Origin of the sequence: Enterobacter sp. SA187, assembly GCF_001888805.2 — a bacterium.
Lineage (GTDB): Bacteria > Pseudomonadota > Gammaproteobacteria > Enterobacterales > Enterobacteriaceae > Enterobacter_D.
Map to the genome: position 1 here is coordinate 4,024,782 of NZ_CP019113.1, position 24,881 is coordinate 4,049,662.

The 24,881-nt window shown below is 57.2% G+C and carries 21 protein-coding genes and 1 tRNA gene; 13 read left to right on the plus strand and 9 right to left on the minus strand.

Annotated features, from left to right (window positions below):
* The first annotated feature begins 14 nt into the window (after positions 1–14).
* The 7 genes from BMF08_RS19400 to yejF all read left to right on the plus strand — a co-directional run bounded on the left by BMF08_RS19400 (position 15) and on the right by yejF (position 9,034).
* Entirely contained in the window at positions 15–731 is a 717-nt protein-coding gene (locus BMF08_RS19400) for a phosphatase PAP2 family protein (RefSeq protein WP_072569150.1), read from the plus strand.
* A gap of 416 nt (positions 732–1,147) precedes the next feature.
* A complete protein-coding gene (mepS, locus tag BMF08_RS19405; protein ID WP_072569151.1) occupies positions 1,148–1,714 on the plus strand; it encodes a bifunctional murein DD-endopeptidase/murein LD-carboxypeptidase in 567 nt (188 codons plus the stop codon).
* A 158-nt stretch (positions 1,715–1,872) separates the two neighbouring features.
* The gene (locus BMF08_RS19410) at positions 1,873–3,435 is read left to right on the plus strand and encodes a cyclic di-GMP phosphodiesterase (RefSeq protein ID WP_072569152.1); all 1,563 of its coding nucleotides are present in this window, start codon (positions 1,873–1,875) and stop codon (positions 3,433–3,435) included.
* A gap of 73 nt (positions 3,436–3,508) precedes the next feature.
* Entirely contained in the window at positions 3,509–5,314 is a 1,806-nt protein-coding gene (locus BMF08_RS19415) for an extracellular solute-binding protein (RefSeq protein WP_072569489.1), read from the plus strand.
* Between the two features lie 9 nt (positions 5,315–5,323).
* Positions 5,324–6,418, plus strand: a complete 1,095-nt coding sequence (locus BMF08_RS19420; RefSeq protein ID WP_072569153.1) for a microcin C ABC transporter permease YejB — start codon at positions 5,324–5,326, stop codon at positions 6,416–6,418.
* Positions 6,418–7,443: a microcin C ABC transporter permease gene (locus tag BMF08_RS19425; RefSeq protein WP_072569154.1), complete on the plus strand. Its 1,026-nt coding sequence runs from the start codon at positions 6,418–6,420 to the stop codon at positions 7,441–7,443. Before BMF08_RS19420 ends, BMF08_RS19425 begins: the two co-directional genes overlap by 1 nt.
* Before the next feature lies 1 nt (position 7,444).
* Positions 7,445–9,034: a microcin C ABC transporter ATP-binding protein YejF gene (gene yejF, locus BMF08_RS19430; RefSeq protein ID WP_072569155.1), complete on the plus strand. Its 1,590-nt coding sequence runs from the start codon at positions 7,445–7,447 to the stop codon at positions 9,032–9,034.
* A 1-nt stretch (position 9,035) separates the two neighbouring features.
* Here the strand turns inward: yejF and BMF08_RS19435 are convergent, their stop codons facing one another.
* The 3 genes from BMF08_RS19435 to rsuA all read right to left on the minus strand — a co-directional run bounded on the left by BMF08_RS19435 (position 9,036) and on the right by rsuA (position 11,520).
* Complete coding sequence (locus BMF08_RS19435; protein WP_072569156.1) at positions 9,036–9,380, minus strand: YejG family protein; 345 nt, start codon at positions 9,378–9,380, stop codon at positions 9,036–9,038.
* Between the two features lie 220 nt (positions 9,381–9,600).
* Positions 9,601–10,797, minus strand: coding sequence for a Bcr/CflA family multidrug efflux MFS transporter (locus BMF08_RS19440; protein ID WP_072569157.1), 1,197 nt, complete (start codon positions 10,795–10,797; stop codon positions 9,601–9,603).
* Positions 10,798–11,520, minus strand: coding sequence for a 16S rRNA pseudouridine(516) synthase RsuA (rsuA, locus tag BMF08_RS19445; RefSeq protein ID WP_072569158.1), 723 nt, complete (start codon positions 11,518–11,520; stop codon positions 10,798–10,800).
* A 155-nt stretch (positions 11,521–11,675) separates the two neighbouring features.
* Between rsuA and BMF08_RS19450 the strand changes: the two genes are divergently transcribed.
* Both BMF08_RS19450 and rplY read left to right on the plus strand, forming a co-directional pair.
* The gene (locus BMF08_RS19450; protein ID WP_072569490.1) at positions 11,676–13,436 is read left to right on the plus strand and encodes a DEAD/DEAH box helicase; all 1,761 of its coding nucleotides are present in this window, start codon (positions 11,676–11,678) and stop codon (positions 13,434–13,436) included.
* A gap of 121 nt (positions 13,437–13,557) precedes the next feature.
* Positions 13,558–13,842 carry a 50S ribosomal protein L25 gene (gene rplY, locus BMF08_RS19455; RefSeq protein ID WP_072569159.1) on the plus strand — a complete coding sequence of 95 codons (285 nt, stop codon included), beginning with the start codon at positions 13,558–13,560 and terminating at the stop codon, positions 13,840–13,842.
* Positions 13,843–13,895: 53 nt separating this feature from the next.
* Here rplY and yejK read toward each other — a convergent pair whose 3' ends face one another.
* On the minus strand, positions 13,896–14,903 hold the full coding sequence (gene yejK / locus BMF08_RS19460) for a nucleoid-associated protein YejK (RefSeq protein ID WP_072569160.1): 1,008 nt from the start codon (positions 14,901–14,903) through the stop codon (positions 13,896–13,898).
* 135 nt (positions 14,904–15,038) lie between these two features.
* Here yejK and BMF08_RS19465 point away from each other — a divergent pair, with 135 nt between their 5' ends.
* From BMF08_RS19465 to BMF08_RS19480, 4 genes are all read left to right on the plus strand, one after another.
* Positions 15,039–15,266, plus strand: coding sequence for a YejL family protein (locus tag BMF08_RS19465; RefSeq protein ID WP_072569491.1), 228 nt, complete (start codon positions 15,039–15,041; stop codon positions 15,264–15,266).
* An 18-nt stretch (positions 15,267–15,284) separates the two neighbouring features.
* Positions 15,285–17,045: an LPS biosynthesis-modulating metalloenzyme YejM gene (yejM, locus tag BMF08_RS19470; RefSeq protein ID WP_072569161.1), complete on the plus strand. Its 1,761-nt coding sequence runs from the start codon at positions 15,285–15,287 to the stop codon at positions 17,043–17,045.
* 75 nt (positions 17,046–17,120) lie between these two features.
* A tRNA-Pro gene (locus tag BMF08_RS19475) sits at positions 17,121–17,197 on the plus strand.
* Positions 17,198–17,531: 334 nt separating this feature from the next.
* Positions 17,532–18,779 carry a SulP family inorganic anion transporter gene (locus BMF08_RS19480; protein ID WP_072569162.1) on the plus strand — a complete coding sequence of 416 codons (1,248 nt, stop codon included), beginning with the start codon at positions 17,532–17,534 and terminating at the stop codon, positions 18,777–18,779.
* Here BMF08_RS19480 and mgtE read toward each other — a convergent pair.
* The 5 genes from mgtE to apbE form a co-directional block, all read right to left on the minus strand.
* Positions 18,742–20,178, minus strand: a complete 1,437-nt coding sequence (gene mgtE / locus BMF08_RS19485) for a magnesium transporter (protein ID WP_072569163.1) — start codon at positions 20,176–20,178, stop codon at positions 18,742–18,744. The genes BMF08_RS19480 and mgtE overlap by 38 nt on opposite strands.
* Positions 20,179–20,288: 110 nt before the next feature.
* Positions 20,289–21,932, minus strand: a complete 1,644-nt coding sequence (locus tag BMF08_RS19490; RefSeq protein ID WP_072569164.1) for a multidrug ABC transporter permease/ATP-binding protein — start codon at positions 21,930–21,932, stop codon at positions 20,289–20,291.
* 74 nt (positions 21,933–22,006) lie between these two features.
* Positions 22,007–22,660 carry a DNA oxidative demethylase AlkB gene (gene alkB, locus BMF08_RS19495; RefSeq protein WP_072569165.1) on the minus strand — a complete coding sequence of 218 codons (654 nt, stop codon included), beginning with the start codon at positions 22,658–22,660 and terminating at the stop codon, positions 22,007–22,009.
* Positions 22,660–23,724, minus strand: coding sequence for a bifunctional DNA-binding transcriptional regulator/O6-methylguanine-DNA methyltransferase Ada (ada, locus tag BMF08_RS19500; RefSeq protein WP_072569166.1), 1,065 nt, complete (start codon positions 23,722–23,724; stop codon positions 22,660–22,662). The genes alkB and ada overlap by 1 nt, the downstream gene beginning before the upstream one ends.
* 72 nt (positions 23,725–23,796) lie before the next feature.
* Complete coding sequence (gene apbE / locus BMF08_RS19505; protein WP_072569167.1) at positions 23,797–24,849, minus strand: FAD:protein FMN transferase ApbE; 1,053 nt, start codon at positions 24,847–24,849, stop codon at positions 23,797–23,799.
* Positions 24,850–24,881 lie beyond the last annotated feature (32 nt).

Below are 24,881 nucleotides of genomic sequence, written 5' to 3' on the forward strand. Positions count from 1 at the left end.
TTTCTGATGAATACATGAAAACGCGACTTCCCCTGATTTTACTGTTAAATGCCGCCGGTCTGGCGCTGTTTTTATCCTGGTTCCTGCCAGTAAACCATGGCATGTGGTTTACCCTCGACTCGGCTATTTTTCATTTCTTTAATGAAAAGCTGACTGAAAGCCGTGCCTTTCTGTGGCTGGTCGCTATCACCAACAACCGCGCCTTTGATGCCTGCTCCCTACTGGCGATGGGCGCGCTGATGGTGAGCTTCTGGCGTAACGCCGATGCGGCGGGTCGTCGCCGCGTGGTGATGATAGGCCTGATGATGCTGTTCACCGCCGTGGTGATCAACCAGCTGGCGCAGGCGCTGTACCCGGTAAAACGCGCCAGCCCGTCGTTATTCTTTGAGCATGTCAACCGCGTCAGCGATTTGCTGAGCGTTATTCCTACTAAAGATGCCTCGAAAGACAGCTTCCCCGGGGATCACGGCATGATGCTGCTTATTTTTTCAGCAGTCATGTGGCGTTATTTTGGTAAAGGCGCCTTTGCCATTGCCCTGCTTATTGTGGTGGTTTTCGCGTTCCCGCGGGTAATGATAGGCGCGCACTGGTTTACTGATATTGTCGTCGGCTCCCTTTCTGCCGTGCTCATTGGCTTACCCTGGTTTTTGTTGACACCCCTTAGCGATAAAATCGTTTCACTGTTTGACTATTATTTGCCTTATAAAAACAAACAACTTTTAAACAAATAAATAACTTCTTTTTACCGCCATTGCAGGGATCGACAAGGATCCCTGCAAAATAAAGTTGGCTCTTTCTCCTTTCCGTCATACGCCTGTCACAAAATTTCTCCAGCTAAATGAGCGGCATGCATGGTTTTTAAGCTAAATTGCTTGCTTTTTGTACAAAGATTTATTTTCACTTTCGGTATCATAATTTCTTATAAAAAAACACATAAAAAGTCTCGCATTGCCTGGGGTGATAAGGTAATCTCGACTGCGTTTCGCCTCACAGACATAAAATATTCCCGCTGTGAATAAATTTGTGCGTTAAACCACAGATTTGACCTGGAGGAATTGTGTCGTAGTGCGCAGGTAATTAATCTCGTCACGTTTGGCATTTATATAGCGATATTTATCGTTAAGGACTTCAAGGGAAAATAAACAACATGGTCAAATCTCAACCGTTTTTGAGATATCTCGGGCGGGCGATCCCCGCGTTAGCAGTAGCGGTACTGCTTTCAGCTTGTTCAACTAATACCGCAAAGAATATGCACCCTGAGACGCATGTTGTGGGCACCGAAGATGCCTCGTCACTGCAAGCCTCTCAGGATGAATTTGAGACGATGGTTCGTAATCTGGATGTTAAATCCCGCCTTATGGATCAATACGCAAGCTGGAAAGGCGTTCGTTATCGTCTTGGCGGCGATACCAAAAAAGGTATTGATTGCTCCGGTTTCGTACAGCGTACTTTCCGCGAACAATTTGGTTTAGAACTGCCGCGTTCCACCTATGAACAGCAGGAAATGGGCAAATCCGTTTCACGCACCAGCTTACGCACCGGCGATCTGGTCCTGTTCAGAGCCGGTTCTACCGGACGTCACGTTGGTATTTATATTGGCAACAACCAGTTTGTCCATGCCTCTACCAGCAGCGGTGTCGTGATTTCAAGTATGGATGAGCCATACTGGAAAAAACGTTATAACGAAGCGCGTCGCGTTTTAGTCCGCAGTTAACGTATCGCCTGTTGGTTTCCCTTGACTGACATGACGACATAAAAAAGAAGCGCTGCTCCGGCAGTGCTTTTTTTTTGCCTGCTGACGGCTGAAGTCTTTCCAGGCTATAGTCTGACAATTCAAAGCGATCCTCTGTCTTATCTGGATACCGTACCCCTATGCCGATCCGCTTAACGCATGCCAGCCGCAAAATTCTGATCATCAGTATTCTGACAGGCATTCTGACGGGCATCGTGGCAGGAGGCCTGCAATTTAGCATTGCGCAACACCATCGTGAAATTCAGTTAGATCGTTTATTCAGCGATATTAAAGCTAACGTTGAACATTATTTTAGCGATCTGCATACCACCAGCGATTTACTGCAACCGTTAGCCTTAAGCCCCTGTGAAAAAGTCAGCAGCGAATTAACATCGCGGGCGGCATTCAGCGTGAACGTGCGGGCGTTTTTACTGGTACGTAACCATAATGCGTTTTGCTCCTCCGCCACCGGCGCGATGGATGTGCCGCTGACCGATCTGATACCGGGTATTGATGTCAGCAAAAAGCTCGATATGGTGATCCTGCCCGGCACGCCGATGATGCCCGATACTCCCGCCATCGGCATCTGGTATCAAAGCCCGCTGCGGGATGAACACGGGGTTTTCGTCTCCGTTAACGTTAATCTCGCCCCTTCGTTGATCAACTCTTCCCTGCGGGATAATTATCAGGGCGTTGCGCTGGCGACAGGCGATAACGCTATCTCCACCTTTTCCGCCCGGCTGATTTCCCCGGGGGATGTCTCTGCGCAGTCGGTACGTCATGCGGCCATCGACAGCCTGCCGCTCACCCTCTGGCTGTATGCCGAACGCTGGACGCCGCAGGACATTCAGCTGGCGCTGCTTCCCGCGCTGATGGCGGGTCTGCTGGCGGGTTTACTCTGCGCCCTGTTGCTGCACCGGCGTCTGCGGCCTGGCAGAGAGATTTTGCAGGCCATTAAGAACGACCAATTTTATGTGGTGTATCAACCGGTGGTGGATGCGGGCACGCTGCGCGTCAGCGGCGCGGAAGTGCTGCTGCGCTGGAAGCATCCGACGAAGGGTGAGATCTCCCCGAATACCTTTATTCCCCTCGCTGAAGCGCAAAAACTGATGGTACCGCTGACGCAGCACCTGTTTCGCCTGATCGCCCGTGACGCCGCGGCATTACAAAGCGTGCTCCCCGTGGGCGGCAAGCTCGGCATCAATATCGCCACCGGCCATCTGCATGCCGCCAGCTTTATTGAAGATCTTGATCGTCTGAATGCCGCCCTGCCCGTGCAGCATTTCAGCATCGTACTGGAAATTACCGAGCGTCATATGCTTAAGCATGGCGAAGCGGCGGCGCTGTTTAAGGCCCTGCATCAGAAAGGCTATGAAATTGCCATTGATGATTTCGGCACCGGCCACAGCGCGCTGATTTATCTGGAGCGTTTTACCCTGGATTACCTGAAAATCGATCGCGCCTTTGTGAGCGTCATTGATATGGAAACCGCCGCCTCGCCGGTGCTGGACACCGTGCTGCTGCTGGCGAAACGGCTGAACATGCAGACCGTTGCGGAAGGCGTGGAAACCGCTGACCAGGCCAGATGGCTGCGCGCCCGTGGGGTAAACTTTTTGCAGGGCTACTGGTTTTGCCGCCCGATGACGCTGGCCCAGCTGCAAAACTGGCAGCCACCGCCTTTTTCTGTTCAGCTTCAGGGGTGAAGCATTTACCATCCACCAGCCTGTACCTTATTATTCACCGGTCTTAGCGCTGGTAAAAGGAAGCCGCCCGATGATGTCTCTGCGCGTAATAATGATGCTGTTCGCCATGTTGAGCCTGACCGCTCAGGCACAGACCATAAAAGAGAGCTACGCCTTTTCGGTGATTGGCGAGCCGAAATACGCCGCGGATTTCAGCCATTTTGATTACGTCAATCCGGCAGCGCCGAAGGGCGGCAACATTACGCTTGCGGTGATCGGCACCTTTGATAACTTCAACCGCTACGCCCTGCGCGGTAATGCCGCGGTACGCACCGAGGCGCTGTATGACACCCTATTCACCACTTCGGACGATGAGCCGGGCAGTTACTACCCGCTGATCGCGGAGATGGCGCGCTACGCGGATGACTTTTCCTGGGCGGAGATCGCCATTAATCCAAAGGCCACCTTTCAGGACGGTACGCCCGTCAAAGCCAGCGACGTGGCCTTTTCCTTTCATAAATTCATGACCGAAGGCGTGCCGCAGTTCCGGCTGATTTACAAGGGCACCACGGTCAAAGCCATCGCGCCGCTCACCGTACGCATTGCGCTGGCCAAACCCGGTAAAGAAGATCTGCTGAGCCTGTTCAGCCTGCCGGTGATGCCGGAGAAATTCTGGAAAAACCATAAGCTCAGCGATCCGCTGTCCGTACCGCCGCTGGGCGGCGGGCCGTATCGCATCAGCCAGTGGCGTATGGGGCAGTATATCGCCTACACCCGCGTGCGGGATTACTGGGCAGCAGATCTGCCGGTCAATCGCGGGCGCTGGAATTTCGATAATATTCGCTACGACTACTATCTGGACGATAACGTGGCTTTCGAAGCCTTCAAGGCGGGGGCATTTGATTTCCGTCAGGAAGGCGATGCGAAAAACTGGGCGACACGCTACACCGGCAAAAATTTCGCTAATCACTTTATTGTTAAAGACGAGCAGAAAAACGAATCGGCGCAGGATACGCGCTGGCTGGCGTTTAATAACCAGCGTCCGCTGTTTCAGGATCGCCGGGTTCGGCAAGCGCTGACGCTGGCTTTCGATTTTGAGTGGATGAATAAGGCGCTGTTCTATAACGCCTATTCACGAACCAACAGCTATTTCCAGAATACGGAATACGCCGCCCGTGGCTATCCGGATGCCGCCGAACTGACGCTGCTGGCGCCGATGAAAGCAGGGCTGCCGCCGGAGGTGTTTACCTCCATCTACCAGCCGCCCGTCTCGCAGGGCAACGGCTTTGACCGTAATAATCTGCTGAAAGCAGGTCAATTGCTGGATGCGGCGGGCTGGGTGCTGAAGGGCAAACAGCGTGTGAATGCGAAAACCGGAAAACCCTTCAGCTTTGAGCTGCTGCTGCCCGCCGGGAGCAACAATCTCTGGGTGATGCCCTTCCAGCATAATCTGGCGCGGCTTGGCGTAACGCTCAACGTACGCCAGGTGGATAACTCCCAGCTCACCAACCGCCTGCGCAGCCGTGATTTTGACATGATACCGCGCACCTTGCAGGCACGGCCATGGCCGGATACCGATCTGCAAATTTCCTGGGGCTCGGCCTACCTGAATTCCACCTACAACACGCCGGGCGTCACCAGCCCGATCATCGATGCGCTGCTTGAAAAAATCATTGCCGCGCAGGGCGATAAAAAAAAGCTGCTGCCGCTGGGCCGGGCGCTGGATCGGGTGCTGACGTGGAATTATTACATGCTGCCAATGTGGTTTATGGCGTCCGATCGCCTCGCTTACTGGGATAAATTTTCCATGCCCGCGCAGCGCCCGGTCTATTCCATCGGGTTTGATACCTGGTGGTACGACGTCAACAAAGCGGCGAAACTGCCCGCTGCCAGACGTTAAGGAGAGGCTATGGGCGCTTATTTACTTCGTCGTTTACTGCTGCTGATCCCCACCCTGTGGGCGATCATCACCATTAACTTTTTCATCGTGCAGATCGCCCCCGGCGGCCCGGTGGATCAGGCGATTGCCGCTATTGAGTTTGGTCAGAAAGGCGCGATGCCCGGCGGCGGCGATGGCGGTATGGGCGCGTCCCATGCGCGTACCGGCGTGGGCAATATCGGCGAGGGCAACTATCGCGGCGGCCGCGGCCTGGATCCGGAAGTTATCGAAGAGATCACCAAACGCTACGGCTTCGACAAACCGCTGCATGAGCGCTATTTCACTATGCTGTGGAATTACCTGCGCTTTGATTTTGGCGACAGCCTGTTCCGCAGCGCCTCCGTGCTACAGCTCATCAAAGAGAGTATGCCGGTGTCGGTGACGCTCGGGCTGTGGGGCACGCTGATTATCTATCTGGTGTCCATTCCGCTCGGCATCCGCAAGGCGGTGCACAACGGCAGCCGCTTCGATACCTGGAGCAGTGCCTTTATTATAATCGGCTATGCGATCCCGGCCTTCCTGTTTGCCGTGCTGCTGATCGTGCTGTTTGCCGGCGGCAGCTATTACGATCTTTTCCCGCTACGCGGGCTGGTGAGCGCCAATTTCGACACCCTGCCCTGGTACCAGAAAATCACCGATTACCTGTGGCACATCACGCTGCCGGTGCTGGCGACGGTGATCGGCGGCTTTGCCGCCTTAACCATGCTGACCAAAAATTCCTTTCTCGATGAAATTCGTAAGCAGTACGTGGTCACCGCCCGCGCCAAAGGGGTGAGCGAGCGCAATATTCTGCATAAACACGTCTTTCGTAATGCGATGCTGCTGGTGATCGCCGGTTTCCCGGCCACCTTTATCAGCATGTTTTTTACCGGCTCGCTGCTGATTGAAGTGATGTTTTCGCTGAACGGTCTGGGGCTGCTCGGCTATGAAGCCACCGTCTCGCGGGATTATCCGGTGATGTTCGGCACGCTCTATATTTTCACCCTGATTGGCCTGCTGCTGAATATCCTCAGCGATATCAGCTATACGCTGGTGGATCCACGTATCGATTTTGAGGGTCGCTGATGCGTCAATTAAGCCTCGTTAACCAGGCCCGCTGGGCACGCTTTCGCCATAATCGTCGCGGCTACTGGTCCTTGTGGATTTTCCTTGTGCTGTTTTCCCTCAGCCTGTGCGCGGAGCTTATTGCCAACGATAAGCCGCTGTTGGTGCGCTATGAAGGCCAGTGGTACGCCCCGGTGCTGAAGGATTACAGCGAAACGGTATTCGGCGGGCAGTTCACCACCCCGGCGGATTATCAGGATCCCTGGCTGCAAAAGCAGCTGGATGACCACGCCTGGGTATTGTGGGCGCCGGTACGCTTCGGCGCGCGCAGCATTAATTTCGCCACCGACACGCCTTTCCCGTCGCCGCCGTCCGCACAGAACTGGCTGGGTACTGACGCCAACGGCAGCGACGTGCTGGCGCGCATTCTCTACGGCACGCGCATTTCAGTGCTCTTTGGCCTGATGCTGACGCTCTGCTCCAGCGTGATCGGCGTGATGGTCGGGGCGATGCAGGGCTATTACGGCGGCCGTATCGATCTCTTTGGCCAGCGGGTGATCGAGGTGTGGGCAGGAATGCCGACGCTGTTCTTGATCATTCTGCTCTCCAGCGTCATTCAGCCGGGCTTCTGGTGGCTGCTGGCGGTGACGGTGCTGTTCGGCTGGATGAGTCTGGTGGGGGTGGTGCGGGCAGAGTTTTTACGCACCCGTAATTTTGATTATATCCGCGCGGCGCAGGCGCTGGGGGTCAGCGATCGCAGCATTATCCTGCGCCATATGCTGCCCAACGCCATGGTCGCCGTGCTGACCTTTATCCCCTTTATTCTGTGCAGCTCCATCACCACCCTCACCTCGCTGGATTTTCTCGGCTTCGGCCTGCCGCTCGGCTCGCCGTCGCTGGGAGAGTTGCTGTTACAGGGCAAAAATAATCTTCAGGCCCCCTGGCTGGGCATCGCGGGCTTTTTATCGGTGGCGGTGCTGCTGTCGCTGTTGATTTTCATCGGCGAAGCGGTGCGCGACGCCTTCGATCCGAACAAGGCGGTGTAAGATGAGCGCTCCCCTGCTGGCGATAAATTCCCTGACGGTAGCCTTCCGCCATCAGCAACAGCTGCGCACCGTGGTCAGCGATCTGTCGCTGACAATCCATGCCGGTGAAACCCTGGCGCTGGTGGGCGAATCCGGCTCCGGCAAAAGCGTCACCGCGCTGTCGGTATTGCGGCTGCTGCCCGCGCCGCCGGTGGAATATCCTGCGGGCGATATTCTGTTTAAAGGCGAATCGCTGCTGCATGCCAGTGAAAAAACTCTGCGCTCCGTGCGCGGCAATAAAATCGCGATGATTTTCCAGGAGCCGATGGTCTCCCTTAACCCGCTGCATACGCTGGAAAAACAGCTGTATGAAGTGCTGTCCCTGCATCGCGGGATGCGGCGTGAGGCGGCGCGCAGCGAAATGCTCGACTGTCTGGATCGCGTCGGCATCCGCAATGCCCGTACCCGGCTGAATGATTTCCCCCATCAGCTTTCCGGCGGCGAGCGGCAGCGGGTGATGATCGCCATGGCGCTGCTGACGCGCCCGGAACTGCTGATCGCCGATGAGCCGACCACCGCGCTGGACGTTTCCGTGCAGGCGCAGATCCTGCAACTGCTGCGTGAACTGCGTGATGAGCTGAACATGGGGCTGCTGTTCATCACCCATAACCTGAGCATTGTGAAAAAGCTGGCGGACAGCGTGGCGGTGATGCAAAACGGCCGCTGCGTGGAGCAGAACCGCGCAGCAGAACTGTTCGCCCGCCCGCAGCATCCTTATACGCAGCGGCTTCTGGACAGCGAACCGGCTGGCGATCCGGTGCCGCTCACCCCTGCCCTGCCGCCGCTGTTGCAGGTCAAAAATCTGAACGTCGCCTTTCCGGTACGCAGCGGCCTTTTCCGCCGCGTGACCGGGAAAAAACCGGTGGTCAACAACCTGAGCTTCAGCCTGCGGCCCGGCGAAACGCTGGGGCTGGTGGGGGAGTCCGGATCGGGAAAAAGCACCACCGGACTGGCGCTGCTGCGGCTGATTGCCAGCGAAGGGCAAATTGAATTTGATCATCATCCGCTGCACAGCTGGGATCGCCGGCAAATGCTGCCGGTGCGTCACCGGATGCAGGTGGTGTTTCAGGATCCAAACTCCTCGCTGAACCCGCGGCTGGATGTGCAGCAGATCATCGAAGAAGGGTTACGGGTGCATCAGCCTGCCCTGTCGCGGGCGGAGCGGGAAGAACAGGTGAAAGCGGTGATGGTGGAAGTGGGTCTTGATCCGGACAGCCGCCATCGCTATCCGGCGGAGTTTTCCGGCGGCCAGCGACAGCGTATCGCCATTGCCCGGGCGCTGATCTTAAAGCCTGAGCTGATCGTGCTGGATGAGCCGACGTCATCGCTGGATCGCACCGTGCAGGCGCAGATCCTCACGCTGTTAAAATCCTTGCAGGAAAAACACCGCCTGGCGTACATCTTTATCAGTCACGATCTGCGCGTGGTGCGCGCGCTCTGTCATCAGGTGATCGTATTACGTCAGGGAGAGGTGGTGGAACAGGGGGAGTGCGCGCAGGTGTTCAGCCAGCCGCAGCAGGCTTATACGCGCCAGCTGCTGTCGCTGAGCTAACTCAGAAAGGATTGTTGTTCGAGAACGGCTCTGCGATGGCGACGCCAAAGTTTTTCAGGCGGCAGGTGGCCGCAAACTCGTCCTGACGATTAACAAACAGGCACGGCTCGCCTTCGCATTCCAGCACCGAGCAGTCCACTTCGATATCGTTTAACGCCTGGCTGAGCTTATGCATCACTGGCCACGCGCTATCGCCATCCGGGCTTAACAGTTTCAACGCGACCAGACAATTTTCGCCGCTCTGTCCATTGTGCGGAATCGGTTCAACTTTCGAACCTGCGCTTCCCGCCAGCCAGCGATAGTTCTGCGGCAACCGGTGCACGATAGAGAGGTTTAATGTATTCACGTTATTTCCCTGAAAGCAAAATCTTCACAATTAATTTACATCTGTAACTACACAGGCTATATGTACCCGTTTATGAGATCTAACTCAACCTTTTTAACTACAACGGTGTGACTTTTTACACAAATACATTTTACATAAAAGAAACAAATCGGGGAAATGCGATCGCAGGATCCGTTGATATGCATCAACGAAGGGGGCAGTTTTTGCCCCCTGGAAAGGATTAGGCGGCGCGCTTTTTCGAGCGACTGGCGTAGAAATAGAAGAGTACAGAGCTGGCCGCGCAGAAGGCGATAGACCAGATCATCGGCCAGGCGCTGTTAAAGGTCGCCAGCGACAGTAACGCGCCGACAATAGCACCGATGCCGAAACGGAAGGTGCCCGCCAGCGACGAGGCCGTCCCCGCCATATGCGGAAATTCATCCAGGATCACCGCCATGGCGTTTGAGGCCACCAGCGACACGCAGCCGATAAAGGCCGCCACGCCCACCACCAGCGCCCAGAATCCGACGTCCAGCGCGGCGCACACCACCATCCATATCGCCATCGCCAGTTGAATGTACAGCCCGGCGCGGAACATATTGATCGCCCCGACCCGGCGCACGAAACGTCCGTTAATGATGGTCATAATGAACAGGAAGACGATGTTCAGCGCGAAGTAATAGCCGAAATCCTGCGGCGAAACATGGTTGATCTCGATGTAGACAAAAGGCCCGGCGCTGAGGAAGGAGAACATCCCGGCGAAGCTGAAGCCGCTCGCCAGCATATAGCTCAGCACCCGCTTGTGGCGAAACAGCGTGGCGAAATTCCCGAGCGTGGTGCGAACGCGGAATTTTTGTCGCCGCTCCACCGGCAGCGTCTCTTTAATGAAAAAGAAGATCATCAGCGAGGCCAGCAGCGCGGCAATGGCCAGGATCCAGAAAATCGCATGCCAGCTCATCCACACCAGCACCGCCCCGCCGATCATCGGCGCCAGCAGCGGCGCGATGGTGGTCACCAGCATCACAAAGGACATCATCCGCGAGAATTCCTCTTTCGGATAAATATCCCGCATCAGGGCGTTGATCACCACGCTGGCAGCGGCCGCCGCCAGCCCGTGGAAGAAACGCATGGTGATCAGCTGCTCAATGCTCTGCGCCAGCGCACAGGCGACGGCAGCGGCGGCAAAAATCAGCGTCCCGCCGAGGATCACCGGCTTGCGCCCGATGCTGTCGGCCATCGGGCCATACAACAACTGCCCCAGCGCAAAACCCAGAATATAGGTGCTGAGCGTCATCTGCGCGCTGCCTGCCGGCACGGCGAACTGCTCTGCGATCACCGGCAGAGCGGGCAGATACATGTCGATGGAGAGCGGCATCAGCATGGCCAGCAGGCCAAGGATAAAGACGATACTCAGAGATGAGTTTTGCCTGGCGGTCACTCAGGACTCCTGGGAAAGTTCAGAAGGCATGCCAACGCTGGCAATCTCTTCGTCTGTTAACGGGCGGTATTCACCGGGGGCTAAATCATCGTCAAGGGCGATGGCGCCAATACGTTCCCGGTGCAGACCGACAACGTGGTTACCCACGGCGGCAAACATGCGTTTCACCTGATGGTAGCGCCCTTCGCTGATGGTCAGGCGCACCTCGGTCGGAGTAATCACTTCCAGCACCGCCGGTTTGGTGAGATCCTTTTCGTTATGCAACTGGACACCCTTCGCAAACTGTTCGGCAGTGTCATCGCTGACCGGGGATTCGAGGGTCACCAGATAGGTTTTTTCGCAGTGGTGGCGCGGTGAAGTGATGCGGTGCGACCACTGACCGTCGTCGGTCATCAGCACCAGACCGGTGGTATCAATATCCAGACGCCCGGCGGCATGGAGTTTGTGCGCCACCGGCTCGTCGAGGAAATAGAGCACCGTCGGATGATCGGGATCTTCGGTAGAACAGACGTAACCCTGCGGTTTATTAAGCATAAAATAGCGCGGGCCATTCTGCTGCGCCAGCGGGTTGCCGTCGAACGCCACTTCATGTTCGGGCAGCAGTTTAAACGCCGCTTGTCGTACAATTTCGCCGTCAATAGTAATACGGTTGGCGCGGATCTCACGCCCGGCAATAGCACGGCTTACGCCAAGCTGCTGAGCGATAAACTTATCAAGTCGCATGAAATTAAATTTGCCTGTAAAGGGTGCCGGAGTCGGGCTAACTGCCCGAAAAAAAGAAGCAATGTTGCATGGCTAAGTATAACGGGCTGCGCGTATCGCTCAAGGGAAAAAAACCGTGGCATACTATTAGTCTGCTGATGAAAATTAAAGAGACCATGACTTTTACACTCCGCCCCTACCAGCGTGAAGCTGTCGACGCCACCCTCGCCCACTTTCGCCATCATCGTCACCCGGCGGTGATCGTCCTGCCCACCGGGGCCGGTAAAAGCCTGGTGATCGCCGAACTTGCCAGGGTCGCGCGCGGACGTGTGCTGGTACTGGCTCACGTCAAGGAGTTGGTGGCGCAGAATCACGCGAAATATCTGGCGTTAGGCCTTGAGGCAGACATTTACGCCGCCGGGCTGAAACGCAAAGAGAGCCACGGCAAAGTGGTGTTCGGCAGCGTGCAGTCGGTAGCGCGTAATCTCGACCATTTTCAGGGGGAGTTTTCGCTGCTGATTGTTGATGAATGCCACCGTATCAGCGATGACGACGACAGCCAGTATCAGCAAATCCTCGCGCATCTTACAAAAGTGAATCCGCAACTGCGCCTGCTGGGGCTGACCGCCACACCCTTTCGGCTGGGTAAAGGCTGGATCTATCAGTTTCATTATCACGGCATGGTGCGCGGCGATGAAAAAGCGCTGTTCCGCGACTGCATTTATGAGCTACCGCTGCGCTATATGATCAAGCATGGCTACCTGACGCCGCCGGAGCGGCTGGATATGCCGGTAGTACAGTATGATTTCAGCCGCTTACAGGTGCAGCGCAATGGCCTGTTCAGCGAGGCGGATCTCAATGGCGAGCTGAAAAAGCAGCAGCGCATTACGCCGCACATTATCAGCCAGATTGAGGAATTTGCCGCCACCCGTAAAGGGGTGATGATTTTTGCCGCCACCGTTGAGCACGCCCGGGAGATCACCGGCCTGCTGCCGGCGAATGAGGCGGCGCTGATCACCGGTGAAACGCCGGGCAGCGAGCGCGATGCCCTGATTGAGGCGTTCAAAGCGCAGCAGTTTCGTTATCTGGTGAACGTCTCGGTACTGACCACCGGCTTTGATGCCCCGCATGTCGATTTGATCGCCATTCTGCGCCCGACGGAATCCGTCAGTCTGTATCAGCAGATCGTAGGCCGCGGCCTGCGGCTGGCCCCCGGTAAAACCGACTGCCTGATCCTGGATTACGCCGGTAACCCGCACGATCTCTTCGCGCCGGAAGTGGGCGCGCCAAAAGGTAAAAGTGATAACGTGCCGGTGCAGGTTTTCTGCCCGGACTGCGGTTTCGCCAACACCTTCTGGGGAAAAACCACCGCCGACGGCACCCTGATCGAGCATTTTGGCCGCCGTTGCCAGGGCTGGTTTGAAGACGATGAGGGTCATCGCGCCCAGTGCGACTACCGCTTCCGCTTTAAAAACTGCCCGCAGTGCAACGCAGAAAATGATATTGCCGCCCGCCGCTGCCGCGAGTGCGACACGGTGCTGGTGGATCCTGACGATATGCTGAAAGCCGCGCTGAAGCTGAAAGACGCGCTGGTGCTGCGCTGCAGCGGCATGGACTTACAGCATGGCGCGGATGAGAAAGGCCAGTGGCTGAAAATTACCTATTACGATGAGGACGGCGCGGACGTCAGCGAGCGATTCCGTCTGCAAACGCCTGCCCAGCGCACGGCTTTCGAACAGCTTTTTATTCGGCCCCACACCCGCACGCCGGGCGTGCCGCTGCGCTGGATAGTCGCGGCGGATATCGTCGCGTCCCGCGCGCTGCTCAGGCATCCGGATTTTGTCGTCGCGCGCAAAAAAGGCCAGTTCTGGCAGGTACGTGAAAAGGTTTTCGATTACGAAGGTCGCTTCCGGCGCGCCAATGAATTGCGCGGCTAGCGGCGCTTTTCGTTGAAGTCACATACGTTCGGGTATAGAATACCGCCCGCTTTACAACCGTAAAGCCGATCATCTGCCTGTTGCTGGGTCGCCTGTAACAGGATTAATTAGAGAGATTCAAATGTTTACTATTGAAGCACAAGCACGTAAAGAGCAGGGTAAGGGTGCGAGCCGCCGCCTGCGTACCGCTAACAAGTTCCCGGCAATCATCTACGGTGGCGCTGAAGCACCGATTGCTATCGAACTGGACCACGACAAAGTGATGAACATGCAGGCCAAAGAAGGTTTCTATGGCGAAGTTCTGACCCTGGTTGTTGACGGTAAAGAAGTAAAAGTTAAAGTTCAGGCTGTACAGCGTCACGCGTTCAAGCCGAAACTGACTCACATCGACTTCGTTCGCGCGTAATCGCCAACAGGTTGAATAAAAAACCCCGCTCCGGCGGGGTTTTTTTATGGCTGTTATTTGCCACCGCTCAGACGGCGCTGCAACTGGTCGCGCAGATTGGGCGGCGTGCCTTTGATGGTCAGCGTGTCGGTGGCCGGATCCCAGAAAATGCGTTCGCCGAGCAGCATGGCGTCGAAATTAATGGTCAAACCGCCGCCGCTGCCCGCGTATTTGGTCAGCTGACGCAGCGTACTGCGATCCGCCGGGAAGCTCTCTTCCAGCTCGTAGCCTTTATCGGCGGTAAAATCCTGGAAGCTGACGTCGCTCACACCCGCCAGCTCTTTCGACAGGGATCCCAGCTCGATCTCTTCCCCGGCCTGCAACTGTTCGTTGCAGTAGCTGTATACCTGCTGACGCACACTCTGGCGTTCCGCTTTATCCAGATCCGCTTCAGCGGTAAAGTCGTCCACCGCCTGTAACAGCCCTCGGTTCTGCGCTTTGGCATTCAGACCTTCGCTGGCGCCGAGGAAATCCATAAAGAAATCGGCAACCTTGCGCCCTACCCGCCCTTTCAGGAACGTCAGGTAGCGGGTCGATTCCGGCCTGGTTTCCCATTCGGTTAAATCAATGCGCGCCACGATGTCGGCATGGTTGATGTCGAGATAGTGCGTGGAGCTGATATCCAGCTCCTCATTCACCCGCATGCTGCTTAAATTATTCAGCACGGCAATGAGAAGATACTCTACCGCCAGATAGCGATAATGGCAGAACAGCACGATCCCGCCGTCAGCGAAGGGGTATTTTGACAGCTCATCCCGCAGACGGCCGGTTGCCGCACGGCTGAAAGCGAGAAAATCTTCGTCGCCCTTGCGTTGCAGGCGCAGCGTTTGCGCCAGTTCGCTCTCTTCATTAAACAGGCCATAGGCTTTATTTTTGGCGCTGTAGACCCGGTGCAGCTCGGCCACCATGTCGTTGACGGTAGCCGTCGGTTCCAGCAATGAATCGCGTAACACCAGCTCAAGGGTTTGCTCATCGCGCTTGATAAGCTGGTGCAGGGCAATCTGGTTGATGTCCAGACTCATGATAAACTCTCCTTTTAGACCGGGCGGTATTCAACCACCGCCAGCACATCTGTGCAATAGCGGATAAAAATGCAGAAAAAAAGCTGTTGCTACGGTAATATGTTGCCCTTTCATGAACAAACTGATTCCGAATTTATGCCACAGATTTCCCGTTATAGTGATGAACACGTTGAACAACTGCTGAGTGAACTGGCAAACGTGCTGGAAAAACATAAGACGCCAACCGATCTTTCCCTGATGGTGCTGGGAAACATGGTGACCAATCTTATCAACACCAGCGTCGCGCCTGCTCAGCGTCAGGCTATCGCCCGCTCTTTTGCAGAGGCGTTGCAGTCGTCCGTTAACGACGATAACGCGCACTAAGGAACACGACGACATTTTATGGTGACTCATCGTCAGCGCTACCGTGAAAAAGTCTCCCAGATGGTCAGCTGGGGGCACTGGTTTGCCTTGTTCAACATTTTGTTGTCCATGGTTTTCGGCAGCCGCTATCTTTTTGTCGCCGACTGGCCGACCACGCTTGCCGGGCGGTTTTACTCCTACCTGAGCGTCGTCGGGCATTTCAGCTTTCTGGTGTTCGCCACCTATCTGCTGATCCTCTTTCCCCTGACCTTTGTCATTATGTCGCAGCGGCTGATGCGGCTGTTGTCCGCTATTCTGGCCACCGCCGGCATGACGCTGCTGCTGATCGACAGCGAAGTCTTTACCCGCTTCCACCTGCATTTGAATCCCATCGTCTGGGAGCTGGTGATCAACCCCGATCAAAACGAGATGGCCCGCGACTGGCAGCTGATGTTTATCAGCGTCCCGGTCATATTGCTGATCGAAATGCTCTTTGCAACCTGGAGCTGGCAGAAACTGCGCAGCCTGACGCGTCGTCGCCATTACGCCAGACCCGTCGCCGCCTTCTTCTTTGTGGCCTTTATCGCCACGCACGTGATGTACATCTGGGCGGATGCGAACTTCTATCGCCCGATCACCATGCAGCGCGCTAACCTGCCCCTCTCCTATCCGATGACGGCCCGCCGTTTTCTGGAAAAACACGGGCTGCTGGATGCGCAGGAGTATCAGCGTCGTCTGGTGGAACAGGGTAATCCGGAAGCGGTGTCGGTGCAGTATCCGTTAAGCGATCTGCATTACCGCAGCATGGGCGCGGGGCAGAACGTCCTGTTGATCACCGTCGATGGCCTCAACTATTCGCGTTATGAGAAACAGATGCCTGCGCTGGCAAGCTTCGCCCAGCAGAATGTGACCTTTACGCAGCATATGAGTACCGGCAACGGCACCGACAACGGTATCTTTGGCCTGTTCTATGGTATTTCGCCCGCCTATATGGACGGCGTGCTGTCGTCGCGTACGCCTGCGGCACTGATCACCGCGCTGAATCAGCAGGGTTATCAGCTTGGCCTGTTCTCCTCCGATGGCTTCAGCAGCGCCCTGTATCGCCAGGCCCTGTTGTCGGACTTCTCACTGCCGCCTGCGAAATCGCAGTCGGACAAACAGACCGCCGATCAGTGGATCGACTGGCTTGGCCGCTATGCCGCCGAAGACAACCGCTGGTTCTCCTGGGTGGCGCTCAACGGCACCACGCTGGATGAGACGCAGCAGCAGGGCTTTGCCCGCCGCTACGCCCGCGCCGCCGGTGATGTGGATGCGCAGATTGCGCGCGTGCTTAACGCCCTGCGCGATGCCGGTAAGCTGGACAATACGGTGGTGATTATTACCGCCGGACACGGCCAGCCGGTGGATAAAGCCGAGCAGACCTTTGACTGGTCGCGCACGAATCTGCACGTGCCGCTGGTGATCCACTGGCCAGGTACGCCTGCGCAGCGCATCAACCTGCTGACCGATCATAAAGATGTCATGACCACGCTGATGCAGCGGCTGTTGCAGGTGACCACGCCAGCGAACGAATACTCGCAGGGTCAGGATCTGTTTAACGCCAACCGTCGCCATAACTGGGTGACGGCAGCGGATGCCACCACGCTGGCGGTCACCACGTCCAGTATGACGCTGGTGCTGGATCATAACGGCACTTATGAAACCTATAACCTGCGCGGCGAGAAAATCCGCGATCAGAAACCGCAGCTCAGTTTGTTGCTGCAGGTGCTGACGGATGAAAAAAGGTTCATCGCTAACTGATTGATTAATTATAAATCAGTCAGCGTTACCCGGCTTGCAATCAGCCGCAAAACGGGTACTATTATCGCCACAGTTCGGCACGTAGCGCAGCCTGGTAGCGCACCGTCATGGGGTGTCGGGGGTCGGAGGTTCAAATCCTCTCGTGCCGACCAAAAATCCCGGAAAAACCAACCTTCGTGGTTGGTTTTTTTATATCAGCATTGTAGTTCATTCAGCCTCTTCCCTTATCTTTTCCCCTCATTAAAGTTTTCTATCCACAGCAGTGCTGAATGTATATATACCCTTCGGCCTGCGATTGAGACCGCTCTTTCACTCACGACATGTTATTTGCACAATAATAACCTGATAGTTACAAAGACAATGTTGCGACAATGATAATAAAACTGGCATCTGCCAGGCTGCGCGGCTACTATTTTGCGCTTTGCTAAACCGCATGGATGCCTGTTTGCCCGCACTGTATGCGGCGCGCCTAATTTGCGAAACCCTATGCCTGATCCAATGTCATCTGTAACGGCCAGCCACGATGGTCGTGTAAGTACTGTTCTTCGCTCTCCTTCGCTGCTGATGCGCGAAACCCTGGCCGGGGTGATCACGGCCCTTGCGCTGATCCCGGAAGTGATTTCGTTTTCAGTGATCGCCGGTGTGGATCCAAAAGTCAGCCTGATCGCCTCCGTGGTGCTGTGCCTGTCGATGTCGCTGCTCGGCGGACGTCCGGCAATGGTTACCGCGGCGGCAGGTTCCGTGGCGCTGGTGATCGGCCCGATGGTGCATCAGCATGGTGTGGAGTACATCCTGCCAGCGGTGCTGCTGGCCGGGCTTATCCAGATCCTCTTTGGCCTCGCGGGCATGGCGCGTCTGATGCGCTTTATTCCGCACAGCGTGATGACCGGCTTTGTTAACGCCCTCGGCATCCTGATTTTCTTCGCCCAGGTGCCGCACTTCTGGAGCCGGGAACCGCTGATCCTCGGGCTGTTCGGCCTGACGCTGCTGATCGTGCTGTGGTTGCCGCGCTGGGTGAAAAGTATCCCCTCCCCGCTGGTGGCCATTGTGCTGCTGACGCTGTTTACCGTGACCAGCGGCCAGATCTTGCCGACCGTCGGCGATGAAGGCCCGATGCAGGGTGGTCTGCCGGGCTTCACGCAGTGGCTGGTGCCGTTCAATCTGCACACGCTGAGTATCATCTGGCCGTGCGCGCTGAGTATCGCCTTTGTCGGGCTGATGGAATCCCTGCTGACCGCCAAACTGGTGGACGATCTCACCGATACGCGCTCCAGCAAGCGTCGGGAAAGCGCCGGTCTGGGCATCGCCAATATCCTTGCCGGACTGTATGGCGGTATCGCGGGCTGCGCGATGATCGGTCAGACCATCGTGAATGTGGAAATGGGCAAAGGCCGTAGCCGTATCTCCACGGTGGCGGCGGGTCTGGTGCTGCTGCTGTTAGTCACCGCCCTCAGCGAGGTGATGGCAAAAATCCCCATGGCGGTGCTGGCAGGCATTATGGTGATTGTGGCGGTGAAAACCTTCAGCTGGCACAGCATCCGTCCGGCAGAGCTGAAACAGGCACCGGTGGCGGAAACCCTGGTGATGCTGGTGACGGTGGCCGCCACCGTCAGCACCGGTAATCTGGCTATTGGCGTCGCCGCTGGCGTGGCGCTGATGTTTGTGCTGCCAGGCCGCCGCCAGCGCGCCGCAGACGCTAAAGCAAAAACAGCGTCGCCAGACCCAGAAAAATAAAGAAGCCACCGGTATCCGTCAGGGCGGTGATCATCACGCTGGAGCCGACCGCCGGGTCGCGCCCCAGCCTGACCATAATCATCGGGATCAACACCCCCATCAGGGCGGCAACCAGCAGATTCAGCACCATGGCGAGGGTCATCACCCCGCCAAGGGCCATATCACCGTACAACCACCAGGTGATGCCGCCCATGATGCCGCCCCACACCAGGCCGTTAATCAGCGCCACCCCCATCTCACGAAAAATCAGAAAGCGGAAGTTGCCAGGGTGGATCTTTTGCAGCGCCAGCGCGCGCACGATCATGGTGATGGTCTGATTGCCGGTGTTACCGCCGATACCGGCGACGATGGGCATCAGCGAGGCCAGCGCCACCAGCTGTGAAATGGTGTGCTCAAAGCCGTCGATCACCCGGGAAGCGATAAACGCAGTGCAGAGATTTATCGCCAGCCACGCCCAGCGGGTACGCACCGCTTTGCCCACAGGCGCGAAGACATCCTCTTCGGCGCTCAGACCGCCCATCAGACGCATATCGTTATCGGTTTCCTGATACACCACGTTCACGATCTCATCGATGGTCAGACGGCCCATCAGCGTGCCGGTGGTGTCCACCACCGCGGCGCTGAGCAGGTTGTCACGCTCAAAGGTACGGGCGGCATTTTCGGCGTCGTCTTCCGGCGAGAAGATCACCGGATCGCTTTCCATCACTTCACTGACCTTCACCGATCCGGTATTGAGCAGGATGGTCTGCAACGGCAGCTCGCCCAGCAGCACGTTGTCCCGCCCGGTGACAAAGAGTTTGTCGGTGTTTTCCGGCATTTTGTCGAGACGGCGCAGAAAGCGCTGCACGGTGGCCAGCGTCACATCCGGGCGCACGGTGATAACGGCGAACTCCATGTTCGCGCCGACGCTGGTCTTCGGGTAGTGCATGACCTGATGCACCCGCGCGCGCTCCCCCGCCGGTAGCGAGGCGACCAGCCGTCCGGTCAGGTTACGCGGCAGGCGCTGAACAAGATAAATCTGCTCGTCGATGTCGAGGGTTTTCAGGGCATCGAGCAACGCTTTGTCGCTCATGCCCTCAATAAGGTCGTCCCAGACGTTTTCCGAGGCTTCCAGCAGCACTTCGCCGCGTTTGGTGTGGTCGATCAGCTGCCAGACCGCGTGACGGGCATCGGCGGGCAGCGCCTCCAGCGCATCCGCCAGATCCGGCGGCGGCAAATGCGCCACCAGCGCGCCCACTTCCGCCATATCTTCCGCCAGCGTGCCGACGTCATACTGTTCTGCGAGCGTCAGCTTGTTGAGTAAGGTGGAGGTGATCGCTTTATCGGTGGTGAGCAGCCAGATCAGGCGCGCTCGTTCTTCATCGCGCAACCGGGCGCTGTTGTTTGGTATGACTGACATAGGACATCCCTGCATTCGTGATCATGATGACAGGGTAAAGCATAGCGGCAGGTAAGATAAATAAATGGAATGAATAAAAAAACCCGGCGCAACGAGCCGGGCTTTTTCGATCAGGCGGTACGGGACACCGCATCGCGTGACGCGGCATCGCGCTCTGCGCCGGTCAGCTCTGACAATTTGCCGTCCCGCATCTCCAGCAGACGATCGGCGTGAATAAAGTAGTGATCGTCATGGCTGATGGCGAAAATGGTTTTACCCATTTCTTTCATCAATGGCAGCAGCACCTGATAGAACTCGCGACGGAAATGCGGATCCTGATCGGCGGCCCACTCATCCAGCAGGATGATGTCACGATCTTCCGCCAGCGCCAGCAGCAGGGCCACGCGCTTCTTCTGCCCTTTCGAAAGCTTGAGATTGAGGATTTTGCCGTCCTTCAGCTCCAGCTTGTGGGACATTTTCAGCTGATTAAGCCATTTGTCCACCAGCGCCGGATCGGCAGATTTGCCCTGCGGGCCAAGCAATTGATCAAACAACCAGACATCGGTAAACACTGCCGAGAACAGCTGACGATAGTCTTCCGGTTTGTTTGCCGCCAGCGGCTTGCCGTCGATAAGGATTTCACCGGACACCGGCTGATACAGTCCGGTAAGCAGCATCGCCAGCGTCGATTTGCCGCTGCCGTTGCCGCCGATCAGAAATACCAGCTCGCCCCGGTGCAGCGTCAGATTCAGCGGGCCGACGGCAAAGGCGTTGTCCTGATAGGTAAAGGTGACATCGCGCATTTCAAGCGTCTGCCAGCCCTGTAGCGACACCGGACGCGGGAATTCTTCTTTATAAGGCGCGAGATCAAACTGGTTCAGCTTGTTGAACGCCACCTGCGCGCTGAGCAGCGTCGGCAGCGCGCCGACCGCCGACAGCAACGGCGTGCGCAGGAACAGCACGGTAAGGGAGAAGATCGCCGCGACATTGGTATCCGCCCAGCCGAGGCTGTTGGCCATCCAGAACACCAGGCCAATCGCCCCCAGCATCATAATGTTTGACCAGTTCACCGCGCTCAGGTGGAAAGTGTCGGCGCGAATAATATGGTGGCGGTATTCCCGCGCATCCGGCAGATAGAGCTGGTTATAGATGTATTCGGCGCGTTCGCGGTTGAGGGTCAGTTCTTTACGCCCTTCCAGCACCGTCTGGTAATCGTTATGCAGTTTGTCTTCGGTTTCACGCAGCGTGGCGATATGTTTGTACACCCGCGCCACCAGCACAAATCCCACCCAAATGGTGATCGCCATCCATACCGCGGTGACCATCAGCATTTTACCGGACAGCCAGCCCATGTAAGCCGTGCAGCCGACGGTCAGAATAATGCCCTGCACCAGTTCCGGCAGACGGACAAAGGCGATGGTGATATTACGCACGTCGCTGGTCAGCCCCGCCAGCAGAGAGGCGCTGCCGAGCTGCTCAATACGCTCGACGTGAGTATCCAGAATACGCTTGATAAATTCACTGCGCAGACGGTAAACGAAATGGTGACCGAGGGTGGTCAGCGCCAGCTGGGAGCCGAGGGTGACCGCCATCAACAGGATCAGCAGCCCGAGAAATTCCGGTAGCACGGAGAGCGAAATATCAACGTTTTCAATCAGCCGCTGGTTGATAAAGGCAATCAGCCCGATACCCAGCGCGGCGCTGGCAAGGCTTAACGCCAGCACGGCAATAAAAGGCCAGCGATATTGTCGCCAGACGAGAAGAAGAAGTGGCATAAAAGCGATCCGCACAGAGTAAAAACAGCGTGCAGTGTAAACGGCTCTTGTACTGGATCAAGAATAATTGCTATTTATGTTCGCAATAACCCCGCCTGGCGGAACGTCAGGTTGTAGCGGTACTCGCCGGTGTCCGGATGCTGCCCGGCTTTGAGCGGCAGAATGCCATGATAAAAGAGACGCGATTCGCCGCCCCATACCACCACATCCCCCTGCTCCAGCATCACCCGGGCGACAGGATCGTTACGTTTCAGGCCGCCAAACTGAAAAACCGCGGGCAGCCCCAGCGAAACGGACACAATAGGCGCGCGCAGATCCGGCTCGTCTTTATCCTGATGCAACGAGAGTTTCGCGCCCGGCGCATAGCGGTTAATCAGACAGGCGTCAGGGGTAAAATCGGGATAGCCCGCCGCCTGCGCCGCGCGATCGCACAATGAACGGAACACCTCCGGCATCAATGGCCACGGGCGCTGCGTGAGGGGATCTTCCGTCGCATACAGATAACCCCGCGCATTGGTCGCCCAGCCGAGGTTACCGCAGTTGGTCATCGCCACCGACATGGTGTAGCCGCCGGGGGTGATCATATGGCGAAACGGCGACTGCGCCGCCACCTGCGCGATGCCGTCCAGCAACGCCTGCGCCTCGCTGACGGCAAAACGGCGCAGGATCACCGCGCCCGGTGCGAGTGGCTCCTGCCAGGGTTCTTCATCGGCAAACAAATCCAGCATTACGGCTCCTCCTGTTCAGATTCACGGGCCAGCAATTGCGCTTTGCGCGCCAGTCCCCAGCGATAACCGGAAAGCGCGCCATTGACGCGCAGCACGCGGTGACAGGGGATCACCACCGCCAGCGTATTGGCCGCACAGGCGCTGGCGACGGCGCGCACGGCACGGGGTTTGCCGATGGCTTGCGCCACCCGCTGATAGCTGACGGTCTCTCCGGCAGGGATCTGGCGTAGCGCGTTCCATACCTGCCGCTGAAAGGCGGTGCCGCGCAGATCCAGCGGCAGCGCCAGGGTATGTCGCGGGTTATCCAGCACCGCAATCACCTGATGCACCCGTCGGGTGAAATCCTCATCGCCCGCTTCTCTGTGCGCACCGGGAAAGGCGCGCGCCAGTTCGGCAAGCAGCTGCTCGTCGCTGTCAGCCAGCAAAATGGCGCAGATACCGCGCTCGCTTTCCGCCACCAGGCAGCGCCCCAGCGTACAGCCTTCCAGCGCATAGCGAAGGGTGGTGTCCCTGCCGCCGCTGCGGTATTGCTGCGCCGTCATGCCAAGCGCCCGATCCGCGTGACGATAATAGCTGCTGCTGTCCGGGAATCCGGCGGCCAGCACGGCGTCGGTCACCGTTGTGCCTGCGGCCAGATTTTGCCGCAGACGTTCTGCGCGATATGCCAGTTGCCAGGCTTTGGGCGTCATGCCGGTAGTGGCTTTAAAAAGGCGATGGAAATGATAAGGACTCATCGCCACCTGCCGCGCCAGCGCGTCGAGGGTGACGGGGGTGTCCTGCTCCAGCAGACGACATGCCTGTTCGATTTTATCGCGGCGGTGCTGACCGGCGGCAGGAAGATCCGGCTGGCAGCGTTTGCAGGGACGAAAGCCCGCCGCCCTGGCGCTGTCGGCATCGGGGAAAAAACGCACGTTCTCCCGCAGCGCATGACGGGCGCGGCACGACGGGCGGCAGTAAATCCCGGTGGTGATCACCGCAAAAATAAAGTGACCATCAGCGTCGGGATTGCGATCCAGCACCGCCTGCCAGCGGTGCGCATCGTTTTGCAACAGTAGTTCAGACATGGCGGGCTCCTCCGTTAAGTGTAGCCTGAGGATGAGCCACACCGGCAGCCTTCGCACCCGCAATCTTGCGGTTTAATTTTTTTCGCTCACCAGAAAGGCCTGGAACTGTGGCGTCATCCAGGGAACAAATTTATCCCCCTCTTTGGTGATCATATACACCGCCAGCCCCTCGCGGCGCGCCACTTCTTTCGCCTGCTGCGGCCCGAGCACCATCAGCCCGGTATCCCAGCCGTCCGCCTCCAGCGCCGTTGGCGCGATCACCGTCACCGACACCAGATTGTGCGTAATCGGACTGCCGGTCTGCGGATCGATAACGTGGGAAAGCCGTTTGCCGTCCAGCTCATAGTAGTTGCGGTAGCTGCCGGAGGTGCTGATACCGTGGCCGTTAATATCGACAATGGCCTGCACCGCGTTTTCGCGATCGGTGGGCTTCTGGATCGCCACCCGCCATGGCTTGCCGTCGCCGTTCATGCCGCGGCTGGCGAGCGCGCCGCCTACGGATACCAGATAGCGCGGGATCCCCTCCTGCGCCATCAGATGCGCCAGATGATCGGCGGCGTAGCCTTCGCCGACGGTGGAGAGGTCAACAAACAGATCCGGCAGATCTTTTTGCAGATACTGTCGCCCGGCCTCCTGGGTGACCGTCAGATGTTGCAGACCGGTACGCGCTTTCGCGGCGTCGATTTGTTCCTGCGACGGGATGGTGACTGGCTGTTTGTCCGGGCCAAAGCCCCACAGATTGACCAGCGGGCCGACGGTAATATCCATCGCGCCCTCGGTTTTATAGCCAATGCGCAGTGAGGTGGTGACAATATCCGCCATCGCTTCGCTCACAGGCCAGGGCGTCAGGCTGGAGGAGGCGTTAAAGCGCATCAGGGCAGAGTCATTTTTCCAGGTCGACATCATCTGATCGTCAGCATCGAGCTGCGCCTGGATTTTTTGCCGGAGTTCGTCGGCGCGCGGTTTTTCCAGGTTCACAACGCTGACGCGCCATGAGGTGCCCATGGTTTTACCTTCCAGCACGGTGACCGCTGACGCCGCCGGTTGTGGGCTGGATACCGCGTCACAGCCCGCTAAAAAAACTGAAGCCGCGAGCGTCGCGGCACGAAGAAAACGCAGATCCATGTCTTTTCCCCCCTTGCTGAATGCGCGCAAGG